Source organism: Pseudomonas asturiensis, assembly GCF_900143095.1.
Taxonomy (GTDB): Bacteria; Pseudomonadota; Gammaproteobacteria; order Pseudomonadales; family Pseudomonadaceae; genus Aquipseudomonas; species Aquipseudomonas asturiensis.
The window spans coordinates 1-17514 of the sequence record NZ_FRDA01000001.1 but is presented as its reverse complement, the minus strand read 5'-3'; the positions used below and the strand labels follow the sequence as shown (position 1 = coordinate 17514).

28 protein-coding genes are annotated in these 17514 nt (G+C 57.8%); 10 read left to right on the top strand and 18 right to left on the bottom strand.

What is annotated here, in order from left to right; genetic code table 11:
• Positions 1–3: 3 nt before the first annotated feature.
• From BUB69_RS00145 to BUB69_RS00110, 8 genes are all read right to left on the bottom strand, one after another.
• Positions 4–888, bottom strand: a complete 885-nt coding sequence (locus BUB69_RS00145; protein WP_024688080.1) for a head maturation protease, ClpP-related — start codon at positions 886–888, stop codon at positions 4–6.
• A 2-nt stretch (positions 889–890) separates the two neighbouring features.
• Entirely contained in the window at positions 891–2321 is a 1431-nt protein-coding gene (locus BUB69_RS00140; protein WP_073161718.1) for a phage portal protein, read from the bottom strand.
• A complete protein-coding gene (locus BUB69_RS00135) occupies positions 2321–4003 on the bottom strand; it encodes a terminase large subunit (RefSeq protein ID WP_073161717.1) in 1683 nt (560 codons plus the stop codon). Before BUB69_RS00135 ends, BUB69_RS00140 begins: the two co-directional genes overlap by 1 nt.
• A complete protein-coding gene (locus BUB69_RS00130; RefSeq protein ID WP_073161716.1) occupies positions 4004–4492 on the bottom strand; it encodes a terminase small subunit in 489 nt (162 codons plus the stop codon). It lies immediately after the preceding gene.
• A 154-nt stretch (positions 4493–4646) separates the two neighbouring features.
• Positions 4647–4979 carry an HNH endonuclease gene (locus BUB69_RS00125; protein WP_073161715.1) on the bottom strand — a complete coding sequence of 111 codons (333 nt, stop codon included), beginning with the start codon at positions 4977–4979 and terminating at the stop codon, positions 4647–4649.
• A gap of 135 nt (positions 4980–5114) precedes the next feature.
• Positions 5115–5294, bottom strand: a complete 180-nt coding sequence (locus BUB69_RS28990; RefSeq protein WP_032622829.1) for a hypothetical protein — start codon at positions 5292–5294, stop codon at positions 5115–5117.
• A complete protein-coding gene (locus BUB69_RS00115; RefSeq protein ID WP_073161713.1) occupies positions 5266–5643 on the bottom strand; it encodes a hypothetical protein in 378 nt (125 codons plus the stop codon). Before BUB69_RS00115 ends, BUB69_RS28990 begins: the two co-directional genes overlap by 29 nt.
• On the bottom strand, positions 5640–5963 hold the full coding sequence (locus BUB69_RS00110) for a phage holin, lambda family (protein ID WP_024688074.1): 324 nt from the start codon (positions 5961–5963) through the stop codon (positions 5640–5642). Before BUB69_RS00110 ends, BUB69_RS00115 begins: the two co-directional genes overlap by 4 nt.
• Positions 5964–6157: 194 nt before the next feature.
• Between BUB69_RS00110 and BUB69_RS00105 the strand changes: the two genes are divergently transcribed.
• The gene (locus BUB69_RS00105) at positions 6158–6340 is read left to right on the top strand and encodes a type II toxin-antitoxin system HicA family toxin (RefSeq protein ID WP_073161712.1); all 183 of its coding nucleotides are present in this window, start codon (positions 6158–6160) and stop codon (positions 6338–6340) included.
• Between the two features lie 80 nt (positions 6341–6420).
• Positions 6421–6846 carry a helix-turn-helix domain-containing protein gene (locus BUB69_RS00100; protein WP_073161711.1) on the top strand — a complete coding sequence of 142 codons (426 nt, stop codon included), beginning with the start codon at positions 6421–6423 and terminating at the stop codon, positions 6844–6846.
• Between the two features lie 109 nt (positions 6847–6955).
• Here BUB69_RS00100 and BUB69_RS00095 read toward each other — a convergent pair whose 3' ends face one another.
• From BUB69_RS00095 to BUB69_RS00055, 8 genes are all read right to left on the bottom strand, one after another.
• The gene (locus tag BUB69_RS00095) at positions 6956–7339 is read right to left on the bottom strand and encodes an antiterminator Q family protein (RefSeq protein WP_073161710.1); all 384 of its coding nucleotides are present in this window, start codon (positions 7337–7339) and stop codon (positions 6956–6958) included.
• 2 nt (positions 7340–7341) lie between these two features.
• Positions 7342–7656, bottom strand: coding sequence for a hypothetical protein (locus tag BUB69_RS00090; protein ID WP_073161709.1), 315 nt, complete (start codon positions 7654–7656; stop codon positions 7342–7344).
• 205 nt (positions 7657–7861) lie between these two features.
• On the bottom strand, positions 7862–9145 hold the full coding sequence (locus tag BUB69_RS00080) for a tyrosine-type recombinase/integrase (RefSeq protein WP_073161707.1): 1284 nt from the start codon (positions 9143–9145) through the stop codon (positions 7862–7864).
• On the bottom strand, positions 9142–9504 hold the full coding sequence (locus tag BUB69_RS00075) for an endodeoxyribonuclease RusA (protein WP_073161706.1): 363 nt from the start codon (positions 9502–9504) through the stop codon (positions 9142–9144). The genes BUB69_RS00080 and BUB69_RS00075 overlap by 4 nt, the downstream gene beginning before the upstream one ends.
• Entirely contained in the window at positions 9501–9803 is a 303-nt protein-coding gene (locus BUB69_RS00070) for a nuclease domain-containing protein (RefSeq protein WP_073161705.1), read from the bottom strand. The genes BUB69_RS00075 and BUB69_RS00070 overlap by 4 nt, the downstream gene beginning before the upstream one ends.
• Positions 9794–10003 (bottom strand): hypothetical protein, encoded by a 210-nt coding sequence (locus tag BUB69_RS00065; RefSeq protein ID WP_073161704.1) that lies wholly within the window; start codon positions 10001–10003, stop codon positions 9794–9796. Before BUB69_RS00065 ends, BUB69_RS00070 begins: the two co-directional genes overlap by 10 nt.
• Positions 9996–10667 (bottom strand): replication protein P, encoded by a 672-nt coding sequence (locus BUB69_RS00060; protein WP_073161703.1) that lies wholly within the window; start codon positions 10665–10667, stop codon positions 9996–9998. The genes BUB69_RS00065 and BUB69_RS00060 overlap by 8 nt, the downstream gene beginning before the upstream one ends.
• A complete protein-coding gene (locus tag BUB69_RS00055; protein ID WP_073161702.1) occupies positions 10664–11440 on the bottom strand; it encodes a helix-turn-helix domain-containing protein in 777 nt (258 codons plus the stop codon). The genes BUB69_RS00060 and BUB69_RS00055 overlap by 4 nt, the downstream gene beginning before the upstream one ends.
• Before the next feature lie 204 nt (positions 11441–11644).
• On the opposite strand from BUB69_RS00055, the gene BUB69_RS00050 reads away from it, so the two are divergent.
• Positions 11645–12055, top strand: coding sequence for a hypothetical protein (locus BUB69_RS00050; protein WP_073161701.1), 411 nt, complete (start codon positions 11645–11647; stop codon positions 12053–12055).
• A gap of 257 nt (positions 12056–12312) precedes the next feature.
• Here BUB69_RS00050 and BUB69_RS00045 read toward each other — a convergent pair whose 3' ends face one another.
• Positions 12313–12534 (bottom strand): helix-turn-helix domain-containing protein, encoded by a 222-nt coding sequence (locus BUB69_RS00045; RefSeq protein WP_073161700.1) that lies wholly within the window; start codon positions 12532–12534, stop codon positions 12313–12315.
• 102 nt (positions 12535–12636) lie between these two features.
• On the opposite strand from BUB69_RS00045, the gene BUB69_RS00040 reads away from it, so the two are divergent.
• From BUB69_RS00040 to BUB69_RS00030, 3 genes are all read left to right on the top strand, one after another.
• On the top strand, positions 12637–13467 hold the full coding sequence (locus BUB69_RS00040) for a LexA family transcriptional regulator (RefSeq protein WP_073161699.1): 831 nt from the start codon (positions 12637–12639) through the stop codon (positions 13465–13467).
• An 18-nt stretch (positions 13468–13485) separates the two neighbouring features.
• Positions 13486–13725 carry a hypothetical protein gene (locus BUB69_RS00035; protein ID WP_073161698.1) on the top strand — a complete coding sequence of 80 codons (240 nt, stop codon included), beginning with the start codon at positions 13486–13488 and terminating at the stop codon, positions 13723–13725.
• Between the two features lie 395 nt (positions 13726–14120).
• Complete coding sequence (locus BUB69_RS00030) at positions 14121–14513, top strand: hypothetical protein (RefSeq protein WP_073161697.1); 393 nt, start codon at positions 14121–14123, stop codon at positions 14511–14513.
• A 129-nt stretch (positions 14514–14642) separates the two neighbouring features.
• Here BUB69_RS00030 and BUB69_RS00025 read toward each other — a convergent pair whose 3' ends face one another.
• Entirely contained in the window at positions 14643–14951 is a 309-nt protein-coding gene (locus tag BUB69_RS00025; protein WP_073162226.1) for a DUF1654 domain-containing protein, read from the bottom strand.
• Between the two features lie 369 nt (positions 14952–15320).
• On the opposite strand from BUB69_RS00025, the gene BUB69_RS00020 reads away from it, so the two are divergent.
• The 4 genes from BUB69_RS00020 to BUB69_RS00005 all read left to right on the top strand — a co-directional run bounded on the left by BUB69_RS00020 (position 15321) and on the right by BUB69_RS00005 (position 17403).
• Entirely contained in the window at positions 15321–15722 is a 402-nt protein-coding gene (locus BUB69_RS00020) for a helix-turn-helix domain-containing protein (RefSeq protein ID WP_073162225.1), read from the top strand.
• Between the two features lie 308 nt (positions 15723–16030).
• Positions 16031–16369, top strand: coding sequence for a hypothetical protein (locus BUB69_RS00015; protein ID WP_073161696.1), 339 nt, complete (start codon positions 16031–16033; stop codon positions 16367–16369).
• Positions 16369–16956: a hypothetical protein gene (locus tag BUB69_RS00010; protein WP_073161695.1), complete on the top strand. Its 588-nt coding sequence runs from the start codon at positions 16369–16371 to the stop codon at positions 16954–16956. Before BUB69_RS00015 ends, BUB69_RS00010 begins: the two co-directional genes overlap by 1 nt.
• Positions 16957–17031: 75 nt before the next feature.
• Entirely contained in the window at positions 17032–17403 is a 372-nt protein-coding gene (locus BUB69_RS00005; protein ID WP_073161694.1) for a hypothetical protein, read from the top strand.
• The last annotated feature ends 111 nt before the right edge of the window (positions 17404–17514 follow it).

Genomic DNA, 17514 nt, shown 5'->3' with positions numbered 1-17514 from the left:
GGGTCAAACTCCAGGTACTGTTGAGGCTGCCGACTTGAACGAGGCAAGGGCCTTTTCGAGTTCAGCAATGGCGTCGGCCGGAACGGCCTTTGATTCGGTAGCGCTCGGCGTACCAGAGTCGGCAGCGCTGGGCGTGCCGGTTTTGAGTTCTTGAATCATTGCCCGGCGCTCTGAGCGCGGCATGCCCTGCTTGGCCAAGATCAGATCCAGGCGCCGGGCGGCAATTTGTTGAGGTGTGGAAGCCTTGGCGCTTTCCTTGGTTTCGGCGCTGTCGAGCAGCGAGTCTGCAAAGCCGTTCTCGACCGCAGCGCCGCCACCGATCCAGCTTTCAGCGTCCATCAGCTTTTGCATCGCTTCGATGCCGTCACCGGTGCGAGCCGCATAGATGTCGGCCATGGCCTTATCGAAAGGCTCCAGGGTGTCAGCCATCTCACGCAGGCCGAGCCTGTTTGCGGCGACCCCTACCCAGCAGTTGTGAATCATCAGGAACGCACCGAGACCCATCCGAACCTCATCACCCGCCATCGCAATGACAGAGGCTGCCGAAGCGGCAATACCGAGAACCTTGACGGTGACTTTGCCTTTGTACTCGCGCAGCAGGTTGTAGATCGCCAGGCCTTCGAACATGTCGCCACCGGGCGAGTTGATGTTCACTGTCACGTCAGCGCCATTGAATGAGCGCAAGAGCCCGCTGATACGCTTGGCGGTCACGCCGTCGCCGGTCCAGTAGTCGTAGCCGATGGGGTCAAACATCGAAATCGTGTTCTCTTCCTCGGTCGCGGCACGAATGTCCGGATTCCAGCGTTCAAGAGCCAGCGGCAACAGATCCGATGAAGCGCTCGCGCACGGGCGGCCCGCCGGTGCGGCAGGCAGTGTTCTGATCGTCATGTTTACTCCGTGGGTTCAGTGATGCTGAGCCGGGAAATAGAAATAAGGGCGTGGGCCATCGTCGGCGCGTCGGGGTCGCCGCCATCGAGCGCGGTGCAGATGTCCTGCAACAGCTCCCGTGTTGCCTCTTTGTTGCCGTCCTTGTGCGCGGTGAGCGCCTTGGACATGAAGCGGTTGAACTTGGCGGAGATATCCGAGCCCTGTTCCAGACTTTCCAGCGCCACCATGGCTGACTGGACCGTAAAGATGTCACCACCGGGGATAGGCGGCAGGTTCTCCAGGCGGCGGACCTCGTTACGGCTCATCCAGCCATTCATCAGCGCGGTGTTGTACCAGGCGCCACGGCCAGAGCTGTCGGCACGCAGCAAACCCTCGACAGAGAATTCAGCGAAGAATTCATCGGCATCAGCATCACCGATCAGGCACCGCGTGATTTCCTGTTCGATATTCACCAGCAATGGTCGCAGGCTGTTGGTCAGAAAGTGCAGGTTCTGCGCTTCGACGCTGGCCGCCCAGCTGCTTTGCTTGTCCATGTGCCCGACCATGAACGGCGGGACGCGGAACCAGCGGCAGATTTCCTCAACGTTGAACGCCCGGGTTTCCAGCATCTGCGCTGCCTCGGGATTCATCGTGACGCTCTGATATTTCAGACCCGCCTCAAGAACCATGGTCTTGCCAGCATTCTTGGAGTTGCTGAACGCCGCCAGGCTGGTCCGCAACTGCTCGCGCTGCTTGGGAGTGAGCGTGCCAGCACCCTGCGCCGCGCCGCCTTCGACAGTGAGGAAGCCGGAAGCCTGCAGGCCGTTGGCAAAAACCTTCGCGGCAGCCTCTTCCGCAGACATCGCAGCGCCGATCACGTCGCGACCCGTTGTCACCGGCAGCATGCCGCACACGCCATCCAGACCGAAGCCGCGAATGTGCATCAGGTTCTTTTCGGGGATGTCTCGCTCAATGCCGTTTTCGTTATAGGTGTATTTCAGCCGGCCGTTGTCCATGCGCTTGACCGTCATACACTGCGGCTTCAGCGGATCCAGTGCCACGATTCGGCTACCGATGAATTTTTTCTCGATGAACGCATTGCCACGAAGACAGATGCTGGCCACTACCATCAGCATGAATCGCTGCGGCGTCATCTCGGCGTTGGGCGTCCGGCAAAGCACCCGGTATAAAGGGTGATCGCGGGCCGATTCCCGAGATCCGTCAGGCATGCGCCGGTATAACTTGAGCGGCAGCGTGGAGACCGACTCCGACAGCAACCGAACGCAGGCCCAGACCGTGGATAGCCGAATCGCGCCGTCTACGGTCACGTTTTTACCGCTGGTGGACGTGCCAAACCATTCCTGCCAAAACGCTTCGCTGGTCAGCCCGACAGGAACGCCGAGCCAGCTCTGAAGCGCGGAGCGAATCCGCCCCGGTTTCTTTTTGCTCGCCATCAGAGCCCTGCCATTATTGGATTATCAAAGAAGTCATCCACGTTGCCCCGCGCCGTGGGATTGAGCGACATAAGTGCCACGGCGTTGAAAAAGGCCATCAGTGGGTCAATTTTTGCGGTACCCGAAGCCTGCTTGGTGATCAGGATCGAGTTGCCAACCGGCACCACCTTGGCGTTACCGCAGCACCAGGACATCATTGGCTGTCCGCCATGGACGATGCCGCCTTCTGCGAGCTTGCGTTCAGCGGTCTTGATGGAGCCGCCAAGCTTCCAGCCCTGGGAGATGCCAATCACTACGTCTTTCGGGATTTCCGCAGCGATCAGCGCGTCAAGAATGCCGCCTACGCCAGCCGGGTCGACCCCAACCATATCCAGCAAGCCGGACACGTAAATCTGCGAAACCAGCTCGGCGACCTGCTCGACGTCCTTACCGATGTAGTCAACCAGGATCAGGTCGCCGTCTTTGGCGAAGTCCATGAAGCGCGGCGCTTCGCTTTTCCGGCGCTCCAGCACGGTCGGGTGAGCCCAGGCACGGGTCCAGACCAGCCACTCACGGGTTTTGGCGTCACGACCTACAACTGCCATGCCCAGCAAGTCATCAAGTCCGCCGCCGTCGATGCCGACGTCAATGACTTCACAGCGCTCGATCAACAGCTCAAGAGATAGGTTCTTGATCCTCGCCTGCCCGATCCAGAATTCAGCGCCGGCCCACCGGTTGGCCCGCAGATTCATCCCTATTTCGACGTTCAGGTGCTTGGCGAGAAACTTGCGCTGCGCACCGGGCTCTTTCTGAGCCTCTTTGATCATCTGGTCTTCGAGCCATTCACGGCTTACGGATCGGCCCATGTTCGGGTTGGTGACGTAGAAGTTCTCAGGCTTTAGGTAATCCTCTGCCTCGATCATCGCCTTCGGGTATTCGTAAATAACACCCAGAGACTTTTTGTCGGTGATCTTGCCGTCACGCACATCGCGGTAGTAATCGACCTTCTCTTTGAAGACGCCCGCCGGTGGCTCGTCGCTCTGGGTGGAAAGGAAAATAACGAACCCTTCATCCCGCGAAATCTGGCCGCCAGTCGCCTCCATGAGCATCGCGTCGGCGTTGGGCCGCTTGCCGAACACCCAGAGCTCATCGACGAGGATCTTGCCGGACTTCTTGCCGGACACCGTGTCAGAGTCGGCGGCGACCACTTTCAAGGCCGCCTTGGTGGTCAGGTGAGTGATGGTCCGAATGTGATCCTGAACGTGGAGCATTTTCTCCAGCACTGAATTGGCACGCACCATCGCGGCGGCAGGCTTGTAGCTGTTCTGGGCAACCTCAATGGTCGGGGCCAGAATCAAAAGCTCTTCGTTGTCCCGCCAGTTGCGCACCAGGGCAGTCACCATGATCCCGGCGGCGATGGTCGATTTGGCGTTCTTCTTGCTGATCAGCAGGAAGTACTCTCGGATCATCTGCTTGCCGGTCTCGGCGTCGTATGCGCCAAAGATCGCGGCGACAAAATCGAATACCCACGGCTCGCAGCATTCGCCGAAAGTCGGCTGGCCTGGCACATCGACAACCCGCAGCGACTTGAATAGCTCGAGCGCGGCGTCAGCCTCTGATCGGAACAGCGGGGGAAATGGAATCAACGACTGGCGCGAAAGTATCCGCCGCTCCCAGTCGGGACAGGCTGTCGACCATTCCATCTACTTCACCGACCGCAGGGGCGGTGGCTTGCCTGTGCTGTAAATCCCGGCGGCCGCCTTCTCCGCCTCGTTTTGCTTCTCTTCCTTCTTGCCGGTCTCGCCCTTGCGCTGGTGCATGAACGGCATCAGCGCCTTGGCGGCGTCGACTCGCAGTTTTGCCTCCGCTTCCGGGTCGTTCATGGCGGCGATAAGGAATGCCTTTGGGTCGGTGAAGGTCAGCGCTCTGGACAGGTCGAAGGCTGGGCCGTCTTCCGCGTCGCTGACGTCGGGCTGTTCTGGTTCGGCCTGTTTGGCTGGCGACCTGGCTTTAACATTTTTGTTAACGGTGCTGCTCGCGAGTGCCGCCAAGACGTGAGGGTCTTTGGCGAGCCTTGATCCGGCAGCAGATGCGCTGGAAGCGCTGTAACCAGCGGCTATGGCGGCTTCTTTATTGGACGCACCTCCCCTCAAAGCATCGGCGAATGCGCGCTTTTTGGGTGTTAAAGCCATTAACAAAAATCCTGAAAAGGGGAAAAAAACTACGAATGCGGACCGGGTGGTCTAGAGCACGAAAGCTCCAGACTTTCGAGGCACCCCCACCTCGGCGGCACGTCACTGGCGTGCCGCACCAAAAAAGCGCATGGCAGCTCGGGGAGCTGGCGTGCTACAAGCTCCCGGCCTCCTCCCGCTGCTTCACGGATGAGTGACAGGTGGTGCACAGCGATGCCCAGTTGGATCGGTCCCAGAACAGCGTCATATCGCCCCGGTGAGGCTCTATGTGGTCGACTACAGTGGCGGCAGTGACTCGACCCAATCGGTCGCAGTACACGCACAACGGATTACTCAGCAGATGTCCGGCTCGCGCCTTCTGCCACGCGTAGGTGTAGCCGCGTTGGCTGGACGACGTCTTATCCGTTCGCCACGACCCCGGCACCATCACCGGCAGAGGGTTGCTATGAGTGCCGACGCGGTTGCCGAGTGACTTCAAACGGGTCATTGATGAAGCCTCACTGAATGACACATGCGGGCCAGATGCCCTGGGCGTATGCCAGTGCTCCAGCGTGGTCGTGATCTTCTTGCATGATCATGGGGAACGGCGGGTAGCCGGGTGCCGTGACTGACCATGCCTTCTTCATTTGCTCTGGCTGCGCACGATTTGGGCGTCCACCTGATCTGCACATGTGTCGAGCAGCTTGATGGCCTGATTCTTCAGCTCCCAAAGCTGACCGTTGTCGGCGAGGTCTTCATCTTCAACCCGCTCACAAGGGACCAACGCTGGCGCTTCAATCCTTACCGCGCTGACCTTTGTCACTACCGGCGGCTTTGCCGCGCAGGCCGTCAGGCAAAGGCTGAGCAGCCCAATCGCGAACAGGCTTGCTGTTTCGTTTGAGAGTTTCAAAGTCTTTCCTCGCCTGTTTGGCTTTGTCTTCGCTGACCTTGATGCGCTTGGCCAGGTCCGCCGTGTATGCAGCGTTGCGCTTGGCTTCAGCCTGCAGCGTGGTGATGGTGGCTTGGCTCTCAGTGTTGGCAGCAATGGCGTCGTTCTTGCCTTTGGTCTCGACAGTGAGCGCGCCTTGCAGCCCAACGTATCGGTACTGCTGGAAGCCGATCAGCAGCACCGCGACAAGGGCGACGATGAATGCAGCTGCAAAGGCCTTCATGCCGCGTCCGCCTTGCGCCCAAGGAAGCGCGTCACCAGTTCACGAATGGCGGTCACGCCGAGGAATCCAATACTGCCGCCGGCTGCCACTGACAGACTCGGAGGCCAAGCCATCCACTCGATCAGGCTTGAAGCCACAAGGCTTAACGCTCCACAGATCAACGCTTCGAAGAAGATCCGGCGTTTACTGGTTTCTTTCGCGTCGTAAAGGATGCGCAGTAGGGAAACGATGACGGCCATGATCAGGCCCTGCACTGAGGGATTCGAAAGGGCGACCCAGAGCGCAGCCCATGTATCTGGCTTTTCAGGCATGTTTGGCATCCGGTGTCTCCCTTTCAGGGAGTGAATTAGGTCGGCCCCAACAGCACTCCCAGCTTGGCGCAATGGGTGTGGTGGAGCCGAAAACGAAAAAGCCCCGGCATCGGCCGAGGCAATAATTTACAAATACAGCAAATTTGCTATACATATACCAAATTTGCTGTATACTGAACTCATCCAATCAACGAGGCGAGGTGATGAGCTACAGCGAATTTAGACGGTGGTTAAAGGCTAAAGGAGTCAGGTTTGAATCGCTCAAAGGTACGAGCCACTTCAAAATCTACTACGAAGGCAAACAGACGATCTTTCCGGATCACGGTGCAAAAGAGATGAAAGAAGGAACCCGGAGAGGAATCATCAAACAACTGGGGCTCAAGTGAGCCCCTTCCACCGTTGAGATACGTTCATCACTTCGCTTCACGAACATCACTCAGAGAGCCGCCCAAGGGAGGGCTAGGAAATGTTTGACTACCCAGTAACTGTACATACGGAAGACACCCCAGGTGTCGCGCTGACCTGCGACACCATTCCAGAATTTAACGCGGTCGGTGATGACCTCGCGGAAGCCTTGACCGAGGCTGGCGTTTTAATGCCTGCCGCTCTATCGATCTATGTAGATCAGCGCCGTGTCATTCCCCATGCTCCGGTACCCGAGGATGGCCAGCCAGTTGTGCGCCTATCTGCGCTTGCAGTTGCCAAGATTGAGCTATGGAACACCATGATGGAAAAAGGCCTGCGCAAAGCTGACCTATGCCGGTTGCTTGGGGTAAGCCAAAGCCAAGGAGATCGACTCGTCGACTTCATGCACGGCACCAAACTGGAAGCGCTTGAAGCTGCATTAGCCGTACTGGGCAAACGTCTGAAAATCTCAGTGGAAGCCGCTTAATGCAAAAGCCCGGCTCAATGGCCGGGCTTTTTACTATCAGGGTGCCGCGCTGGTACAGCTGAACACCGTTGCATGAAAACAGAGCTATTCCATATGGACAACTGTTTTTTCAAGCTGCCTCTTTCACTGCCTCCAGAGCGCAATCCACCCAAGCAACACCAGCCTTGATCAGCTCGCGTGCCTTCATCTCGCTGAAGCCGTATTGACGGCCTACACGAATCGCGGGCCACTTCGCACCGAAGTACAGCCAGACCATATCGCCCATCTGCGCATCACGGCGGCAGAGCCTGGCAACGGCTGCATCAACCAGCCCAGCAAGCTCGTCAGTGATCACATAGGCCTTTGTGGTCGATGGCATCACGTCACGCATGATTGCCAGCGATGGCGACGTATAGCCCGGCACACCCATGCCATCCATACGCCAGAAGCCCCACTGCTCGAGCATGTTTTCGGTATCCCCAAGAGGACGGTGCAGCGGTTTGCGAATCATCATGATCAGTCCCCTGTGTAGTTCGATCCGCCGGCACCGCGGCGGTTGTTCTGTTCGTATTGCTGGTGTGCACCACCACGCTGACGGTTAGCACTTGCGATTTCGGCCAAGGCCTCTTTGAGCCTTTGATTGAGCACCGGGACAATATCGTTGAGTGGCACCGGCTGAAGCGTGTGGCCACAGACCCAGCCAGAGCCGTGGCAGCTAACACACTCCAGCTGGTGAAATAGCCCGGTGTAAACGCCCTTCCCCATGCAGATGTTGCATTCGACGATGAACTTCAACTCGCGGCGAAACGACGGGCCGTGACTCTTCTTCATTGGGCCTCCCGTATCTGGCGGTAGATCGCATATGCGTCATCCCAAGGTGGGCAATGTTCGATGCGATGGAGCTCACCGGTGAGCATGAAAATATCCATATATACGTGAGGCCCCATATACACCCAAGTCATGCTGGAGACGGCGGCTGGGTCAATTTCCGGGGTATTGCTGACGAAGTGGATGACCGTACCCTGAGGACAAATGATCATTTTGAAACCTCGCCTATGGTTGATTCTTGAATAGGGTCACAGCCCTTATGTTCCGTGACCTGTAGCCCGTTACCAGAATCTCCCGTTCTAAAGCCGGTCAATGCTTGAATCTGGTTCAGGCCCTTTGAATCTAGATGCGCGTGCCACTTCTCAAGGGCATCACGCTTGCGGCTCATCACGTCCGACTGGATATAAACCTTCACGTTATGGCCCATGGCGTGGTTGATCAGCAGTTCACCGATCAGGTGGTCGATGCCGATATCTGCCCAGCCCGTGCGGGCCAACTTGCGCAGGTCGTGGCTGGTCCACTCGCCCTGCCCCAGCCTTGCGAACACGGCGCTGGCCTGGCCTTCACTGAGCGCCTTGCCGCTACGGGATGGAAACAGGAACTGACCGCTGTAGCCGCTGGCCCACTGCATATCCCGGTAGCTGATCAGCAGACTGCGTACCTGATCTGTCAGAGGCAGGTGATGCTCTACACCCGTCTTCGTGTTCTCCGCCGGGATAAACCATTCACGCTCAGCCAAGCTGATGTGTGACCAGCGCGCTTGCCGCGTCTCGCCGATTCGGGTGCCATGGCAGAGCATCATCAGCGCCAGCAGACCGTCCGCCGGTTCGTCCTCGAGCACGGTCAGCAGACGCGCTATCAGGTCCTGCAACTGGGTGCCGCGCAATCGGGACGGCTTGATGCCGACCTTGGCTTTCGAGAAGTCGCTGAACTTGATGTCCTTCATAGGGTTGACCACGATCAGGCGGAGTTTGAACGCCTGCCGGAATGCCAAGGCCAACAGCTGAAACGCCGATCGCACGTAATCAATGCCGATGGTTTCCTGCGCTGGCCACATGAACTGATCATCAAGACTGGCCTTGTCGATGCCGGTAAGCGCCAGGTCGCCCAGGCGTGGCTTGAGGTGGCACTTGATCAGCGAGGCGCCGGTCTTCTTGCGCTTCTCGGACAGGCTGCGGTCGCGTGCCATCCGGTCAGCGTACCAGTCCAGCAGCTCGCCAGTCGTGACCCACTTCGACAGGTTCGACCCGGCTCCGGCATTGAGCCGCAAGCGGATGCCAGGCAAGGCCGCAACGACCTGTTTGGCCGTCAGGTCGGGGAAGCTGCCGACGAGGTTCCATTTGCCCTTGCTGACCAGGTACCACGACGCCCGGGAACGATCCCGCGTAAAGCGCAGGTACAGGCCTCGGTTTTCAACGTCGCGCAGGTCACGCTCGGTACCAGCGGCCTGCCGTTTGATTTCAGCATCGGTGATGCGCACGGCGGCCGTCATGCTGACACCTCAATGTAATCCGTGATGCGAACTCGGACGGCTCCGCCCTTGATGGTTTCGGCACTGATCTGCAGCTGAGTGACGAACCTGCTGTCGTCAATGCCCAGCGCCTGCGCCACACCGTCACGACCAGACTTGAACGCGGCGATGCAGTTGTCATCGTCACGACGGCGTCGGTCTGGCGGTATGAACTCGAGCGAAAGCAATGCCCGGCCGGTGGGCACTGGAAGTGCGGCCTGACGGCAAAGCAGAAAACAGGTATTGCGGTACGCTTTCGCGGCCCGGCTTTTGGTGGCCCAGTGCGTACGCGCATTTGGGCTGAGCGCCTTGGGCGGCCACGGCAGCATCAGTTCAGTCATGCGACCCCCTTGACGGTGAGGATTCCAGCCCTGATCAGGGCTTCGTGGGTTTCGGCAATGGCGCGAGGAATATCCTGCCAATCGATATCGCCCGCGCCGCGACCATCGATCACATCGTGACAAGCGCTGCAGGCGTAAACCGCTACGGTGTCGAAGCCCTTCATGCCCATGCCCTTCTGGCCACAAGGCAGGTGGGCCAGCACGGTTGTTTCTGGGTTGTGATTGCAGGCACCAGGGATGCGAACAGTGCATTCTTGGCCGTTGGCCGAAGCGCGGAGTTTCTTCGAAGTCACGCGCATACCGACTTTCCCGTGACCACATCGACCACATCGAAGGTGTTCGGCCACATCCAGGCGCCGTAGCGCTTGGCCATGGCAGCGTCAACGAACAACGCTAATGCGTGGTCAGGCGTCGAGCCCAAGTCAACCTTGAACGAGCAGCAGAACACCGCGTACCGGTAGGTATCGATGTCAGGAACAGCCAGACGACGGTCAGTCATGCGAACCTCCACGACGGGCACGGAGTTCGGCGAGCGCTCTGTTGCCCACGTCTGGTGTAATTGATTTACCTCGCGCAGCCAGTTGCGCGACTGGCACTGGTGGGAGTTCTTCGCCCCGCCAGATCTTGCGACATTGCTCGAGATACTTCTGCTCGAACTTCGCCATACCCAGATCCCGTGGCAGCGTTTGCAGGCTCATAAAGCCCGCTGCCGCGGTCGCGTGGTAAATCGCCGGGTGAAACCATTTGCCCCGGCCCTGCATACCCGGATGGGAATTGCGCATCGCCTGCGAATAGGCCACCTCGACACTGGGTAGGCCAAGTCCTTCCGGCGCAAAACACCAACTCACGAACACACCGGGCGCGGGCACAAACGCGGATTTGCTGGCGCTGACCATCCTCATGCCGTGGCGCAACTGGTCCATGGAATTGATCCCGGAGCGCATAAACTCGGCGAGCCATTCCAGCTTCGATGCGTCCATGATCTCTTGGTTTGGCCAAGACTGACGCCACGCCCCGCACGCCCCTTGTAAGCGCAGAAACAAATCGTCAATGACCTGCTGGGTTGCCGGATCGATTTCAACCGGTACCGCTGGCGCAGGCCGATAGTTCGGGTCAGTCCGCCGGTTCTCAACCAGGTACCCTGCACGCACTGGACCAGTCACAGGATCACCCCCTTGGATGCCCAGTCGCCGGTAGACTCAGCCTCTGGCTTAGCGGCGGGAACGTTGCCCTTGGCGCGCTCTTTCTGGAACCAGATCACCAGCCGATTGCACCAGCCCGCAGCGGAATCGACGGTGCCGGGCTTGGCCACGAACCAGCCCTTGAATGAGCGCAGGATTGAGTCGGAAATATCAGTCGGTTTCACACCAGCGATCTGGGCTTGGGCGATCAGGTAGCGGCTGTCTGGCGACCAGTCGGCGAACATTGCGAAACGCTGACGGTCGTCGGTCGGTTCGATGGCCTGCAGATCCTGATCAGCGATGACGTCAGAAATCTCGCGCGGCTGCTGCTCTTTGGTTCCTTGATGGTTAAGTGATGTATTGGGTGCAGCTGCTGCACCCCGTTCTGCGTTTTCCTGCACCCCGTTCTGTTGTGAGCTGCACCCCGTGCGGTCATCTGCACCCCGATCTTTACGGGGTGCGGCATTTGCACCCCGCTTAAGCTGAAGGTCATACACCACGGGGCGGCGGTCACGGCGGTCGATGTAGGCAGCAGCGATTGCCTGATTACCCTCAGCGATCCACCCGGCCTTCGCCAACTCATCCAATTTCAGTCTGACAGTACGCTCTGAAAGCCCTGTCTGTTTCGAGATGGTCGCTGCTGACGGAAAGGCACCTCGGCCTTCAGGCCCGGCGTAGTTCGCCATGCACAGCAAGACATGCCGCGCGGCGGGGTTGTCCAGAGAGGAAGTCGGGATATCCATAGCCCAGGTCATTGCTTGAACGCTCACAGTGCTACTCCAATCGATCCGCCTTTGTTGCCTTGCTTAGGTCTGATGTGCATAATCCGTCTCGCAATGTTGTGAAGAAGCCGGTCTAGCCACCGGCTTTTTTTTGCCTGAAATTCAGGCGTTATGGGTGCCTGGCGCTTCCGTGTTAGCTTTTTGCTTCCACACGAAAAGGCCACGGAGGCCAGACATATGAAACTTCCCGAAATCCACTACCCATCTGCCTGGGCGAATGCTGTCGACGCCCAAGAACAGGCGCTCAGAGGCGCAAGCAATGCCGGAGGCGAGGGGCGAGAATCTAGAGCGGCGCGCCTGGCCCTCGGGCCTTACAAGCTGACGTGCTTCCTCCACAATCTGCGATGCAAATACAGCACTCCATGGCTGGATCTCTCTCCCGCCCAAGCTGGCCAGCTCTATCTGATCAACAAACATCACTGGCTACCGGGTGCTTTCCAGAACACAGAGGCGAGTGACATGCTTTACATCCTTCATGAAGAGCTGATGGATCTTCAGCTGACGTCAGAGCAGTTCCAACCAATTCGGGAATCGGCTTCGCACCTGCCCGCTTGGGCCGATCTGGCTGCAGAAGGTAATCAAGAGTGACAACCGGCAGCACCTGGCCGTAAGCGACAGTCACAAAGGAAGTTGGAGCCTGACCCGCAGCAGGTCGGGTTTTCATACCGAGACGCAATGCAATACAAGCCCCGCCCGCTGATCCGGCCGCCAAGGCGAGAAGATAGATAACCAAAAACTCCAAACCCATTCGCCGTCTCCACTGGTTGTATAAACAGCCAATCCGCTGTACTACCTAGCCTTCGCGTATGAGCGGACAATCAGTTCGTTGCCGCTCATCGACGGGTTTAAGCGGCTGATTTTTTGTCGGACGCCTTGGTGCTCTTACCCAGCTCCACATGCATCTGGTCGATAGCAATCCCAACGATGTAACTCGGGTTACTGATCTGGCCGCTACGGATACGGAAAATGGTCGAGATGTCGCACTTGGCCCGCTCTGCGATGGCTTTGTAGGTCAAGCCAGAGCCAAGCAATGCATCCAATTTGTTCGGAAGATCGGTAGCGCTCATGGCTGCCTCCTTTGTAGATATGCACATAATCATGCACCAGTGCATAACTGTCAACGCTGCACTCTATTGCGGTATGCACTGCCGAAGGCGACGATTGCACTCATGCATAAAACTATCGATAAAATTCTGGCCGAACTGATGGCCCGCGACGGCCTCAACCAGGCTGAATTAGCTCGTCTATCGAATGTTGGTCAACCAACAATTTCCCGGATACTCAAGCCTTCTGGCCCGAAAGGAATAAAGGACCCGACCGATAAGCAGGTGCGCCCCTTAGCGTCTGCCCTAAGGGTCACCACGGATCAACTGCGAGGCTATGCACCGATTGATGGCAATACGGCCGATAGCGCGGTGCATGAACAGAGATCATCTTCTACCGATCTGGTACTCGCTATGCTGGCTCGTAGCTCGAACCTACCCGAGAACCTCAGGAAGAAGATTCTAGCTGTCGCAGACGCCGAAGACGGCGACCGCTCAATCGAGAGCGACTTCTACCGTCCGGGTGTTGTAGGCGACGAAGTATGGATCGCTCACTACGATGTACGCGCGGCGATGGGCGGCGGGCAGATCCCACATGAATACCCGGAAATGCTCCAGGACATCAGAGTCAGCCCCAAGCACCTGCGTGAGATGGGCGTAACGTTCAAGGAGCACTTCCACCTCAAGATGATCACCGGCTGGGGTCAGTCTATGGCTCCGACGATCAAAGACCGCGACCCATTGCTGGTCGATGTCACGATCCGTGAGTTCACCGGGGATGGCATCTATCTGTTCTCTCACGATGAAATGCTCTATGTGAAGCGGCTCCAGAAAAAGGGGAAGGCCCTTTTCAAGATGATTTCGGACAACAAGCATCACGACCCAGAGGACATCCGGGTCGACGACACGCACATCCTGGCTCGCGTGCTGTACGTGTGGAATGGGAAACCGGTTTGACGCATAGCGGGAGGAGCCATGGGCCTAACAAAACCGAATCAACAACTCGCACGCGACCTTCAGGGCCTCGCTGCCGACTTCAAGTGGTCAGCGGTAGAGCTGATGCGGATCGCTGAGCGGTTGAGCCTGGTGGGCAATGAGTCTGACGCTCAGGCCATCATGAGGATGATCACTGTGTTCCATGCTGGCGAGGACAAGCTGGCCGGGTATGCGGACGAGGTGAAGGATGGGCGGATTGTGCGGGAACGGGCTGAGTGACCTTCCCCCCCCACATCGTCATGAAATATAGGGCTTACCTGGCGCAGAGCAAAGGTACGCGGCTACCAGCGGTTAAAATCTAAGGAGAGGCAACGTGTCTGATGGCAGTGACTTGCTGGATGAGGTAAATCGAATTACTTCACTGAGTGTAGAAGAATTCGCTACATTCCTAAAAAGTGTAAACGCTGATGGTGCTTGCGGGTCCTGCGGCCGAAACGTCGACTGGTTGATTCGACGCAGTGACGACAAGCCTGTGCTATTGCAGGCGCCATTTTATAGCTTGACCGACGAGGCTGACGTCTTTTTCTCTACTCTCTGCCCCTTGTGCGGAAATACCCGATTTTACAACGCGCGATATGTTGCGAAATACCTGGCCCAGAAGAGGTCCCCCGGTAATGGCGAATAATGATAACGTGCGTGATATAAACGGCGGATTGCCCATTCGACCGAAAAGCGGTGGCGGGGAACCACCAGGGGGTAACGAATTGGAAGCTCGGGTAGCAGCGCTTGAAAAGTCGAATCTGGACATTCGCGAAAAGCTTGTGCGTGTAGAGACAAAGCTCGAAGGACTGGCTTCTCAGGTTGCAACGAAGGCAGATATCGCAGAGCTTGCCACAAAGAACGACCTGCACGGATTTGTTCGGGCGAGCAGCAAGGATATTCAGGACTTGGCCGTGAGCTTCCAGAAGTCAATAAACGAACAAACTTGGAAATTCATAGCATGGTCATTCACCATGGCCACGTTTCTGACAGGCATATCCTTCTGGATAGGAAGATTGCTAAAGTGATTTGAGCCCGGCCCAGCACCGGGCTTTTTCGTTCTACGTTTACAAATTTTTCACGCCATGCCCCGTATGGTCATCACAGCTCCAAGTGTTTAAGCCCGCTGATCCCCATCGCGGGCTTTTCTTTGCCCGTTAGAAAGGTGCGGGCTCCTCTTCAGGCTCCTCGTACGCCTGCGTAGGCAAATCCTCAATCGGCTGCGGCTCCCACCTTACCGTTACGCTACCGTCATCGTTGAACGTCATGTCCAGCTCATCGGTAGCGACGAGTACACCCATCACCTCCTCCCATTCTCGATCCCCGTCCGTATCCAGGCGATGAATCGTTACCCATCGCCGCGTCTGTGCGACTGGGTGGTTGATCATCTCTGAAACCCGAAGACCCAAACGCTCTACCCCGGACATATCCACGCGTACTGCTTGTGTCGCCTTCGCCTGCGCCATACCCATAATCACCTCCATTTATACTGTATGCATATCCAGTTAAATCAGAGAATAACTTAGGCTGTAGGAAAAGTTAACCCGCCGAGGAGAGAAGATTTTTCAATGCAGATGTGCAAATTATTATGCACCAGTGCATTGACAGTTAAATTGCACCAGTGCATATTTCACCCATCGCAGCGATTAAAGCGCAGCGCACAAGACTGGTGAAGCCGCCAGATAGCAAGGGATCAGCGAAGTGATCTCCCAGCCCCGGAGGACGGGACCGACTGGACGAAGCTCTTTACAGAGGACGGAATGACATTTTGGAAAGCATCACTGAAGCACCTGGTCTGCCGGGTGCTTTGGGATGACAACCACCGAGTAAAAAGAATGGATACAACCATCGTAAGCGGGGCATGGAAAGGCCACCTCGGCCGTGGACTTGCGCCGCGAGAGTTGCAGTTTCTACTTTCAGTCGCCCAGGGCTGCACGGCCAAAGAAATCGCACGGACGTTCGGCATCGCGCCGGGCACCGTCGTTAAGCGCCTGTCCGTTGCCATGTTCAAGCTGGGCGTGAATCGCCAGACAGCAATGATCGCTGAGGCCATGCGCCGACAGATCATTTCCCCAGTCTGTTTCATGTTTGCGTCGTTGATAGCTCTGCATTCAGTCCTCGATGACGACGCCATGAGGCGAGACCGCAAGATCCCTGAGTCACGCCGGGGCGGGTACGAATTGAAGATGAGCCGCAAGGGCGCCGAGAAGTTGAGGCCCGCAGCGGCGATCTGCTAACAACCAGCGCCAGCGACAGCATGTCGTTAACTGCCCGATCCTCTCTATGAGGGCGCATCGGTCTGCAATCTCGCCGGAACGTGCGTACCGGTTACCCGCCAGCCCGGCACGGGGCTGCCAATACGGCGGGCTGAGGGTTCGCCCTCTGAGATTGCAGATCGATGCGGATGAGTACACACCGCGAAAGCGGCCCCTGCATCACCTCCCCCTCAAATCAAACGACCGCATCGGCAGGTGCCAGGCCAGTCTCACGGCTGGGGTTGGTCACCCGTGCCTGGCATCTGGCCAATGCGGTCATGGAGAACTCTATGAATCAGACACTCAGCCAGCGCCGCGCAATCCTCGAAGGCCTGCGCCAGCGCTGCACCCTTTCCACTGCCGAGTTTTACGACAAGGTCGGCCGGTTCAACCCGGCCACCCTGCCGCGCTTCACAGTGATTCCGAACGGCAACAACGAGTTCGGCATCGTCGAGCGCTCGACAGGCGTTGTTCGCGGTGTGCACCAGGGCCATGGCGCCGCCTGCAAGGTGGCTGCCCAACTGGAAGCCCAGCCGGTGCCTAAGCGGTCGTTCGCCTCCTACATGCTGCTCTGGACCAGCGCCATCGCGACTGGCCTGGCGTTGTTCGCGCTGTACGGTGCAGGGTGATGATCAGCCCAGAGCTGAGCATGATTCAGCAGAACGAACAGAAATCTGCGGAGCTGAGCAGAGCTGTTGACGACTTCCTGCAACGAGGCGGCGTCATCGGCACGCTGACGGGCTTCCCTGTAAGGCCGCAACCAAAGCCTTATGGCCGCTTGGTCGCGCCAAACGTTCACCGGTCAGCACCGCGCCGCCGCACACAAGAGGCGGTACGCACAGCAGCCACGACCAATGCGGTTCCAGGCAGGTGCCACGGCCGAGCAGAACAGGTAGAGAGCATCCGCAAGCTGGCGGAGACGAGGACGATCACCGAAGTCATGCGCGAAACAGGCCTAAGCATCTACAGGCTTCGGAAAATGGCCCGCGTGCATGGCTTCGAATACACGGCGTTCATTCCGGCTTCCAACCTGATTCCCTATCAAACCGATCCGGTAGCTGACGCATTGAACGTGGTTCGGATCAAAGCCGCCCGCGACCGGGGCATATCGCGTAAAGCCGCCGTCGTCGAACTCGGACTGAGTAACACGATGATCAAGCGGCTGATCCGTGAGTTCAACATCGATTACCCGCTGCAAAGGCCAAGCCCGAAATGAGGCGCATGCAGTGCCTCGCCAACCAGCGGCGTCGACCACTCCAAATTCACATACCAGCATCCGGGATCCTACCGAATGGCCCAATCAAAAAAGACACCGGCAGATCACTCCCGAGACTACCGGCAGCGGGAGCAGGAGCAGGAAAAGGCCACCAAGCTGGGGATCGAGAAGATTACCATCGACATGGCAGCAGGTGTGAAAGCCGGGATGGCCGCTGCCATGAAGCGCAACGGCATCAAGAACGCTCAGGAAGCCTGGCAGAACATCGGGCTGTACCTGATGCGAGCCAGCCCTGAAGAGCAAGATCGGATGTTGAAATCTGGTACGTCAGATTTTGTTATCTCGCTAAAACTGGCGCGTCAGTATCTCGAAACAGCTTCGGCGGAACTAAAGGCCAATCCTGGTGACGAGATTGTCCCACCGGAATCCACTGAAGATCCGGCATGAGCTGTTTGAATTAACTCTAAGGATGCTCCGATCAACTTGCTACGCAGCGGCGGCGAGTCGCAATTTGCCCGGCACCCAGCGCTATTTGCTGAAAATGGCCTGATGCAGCGC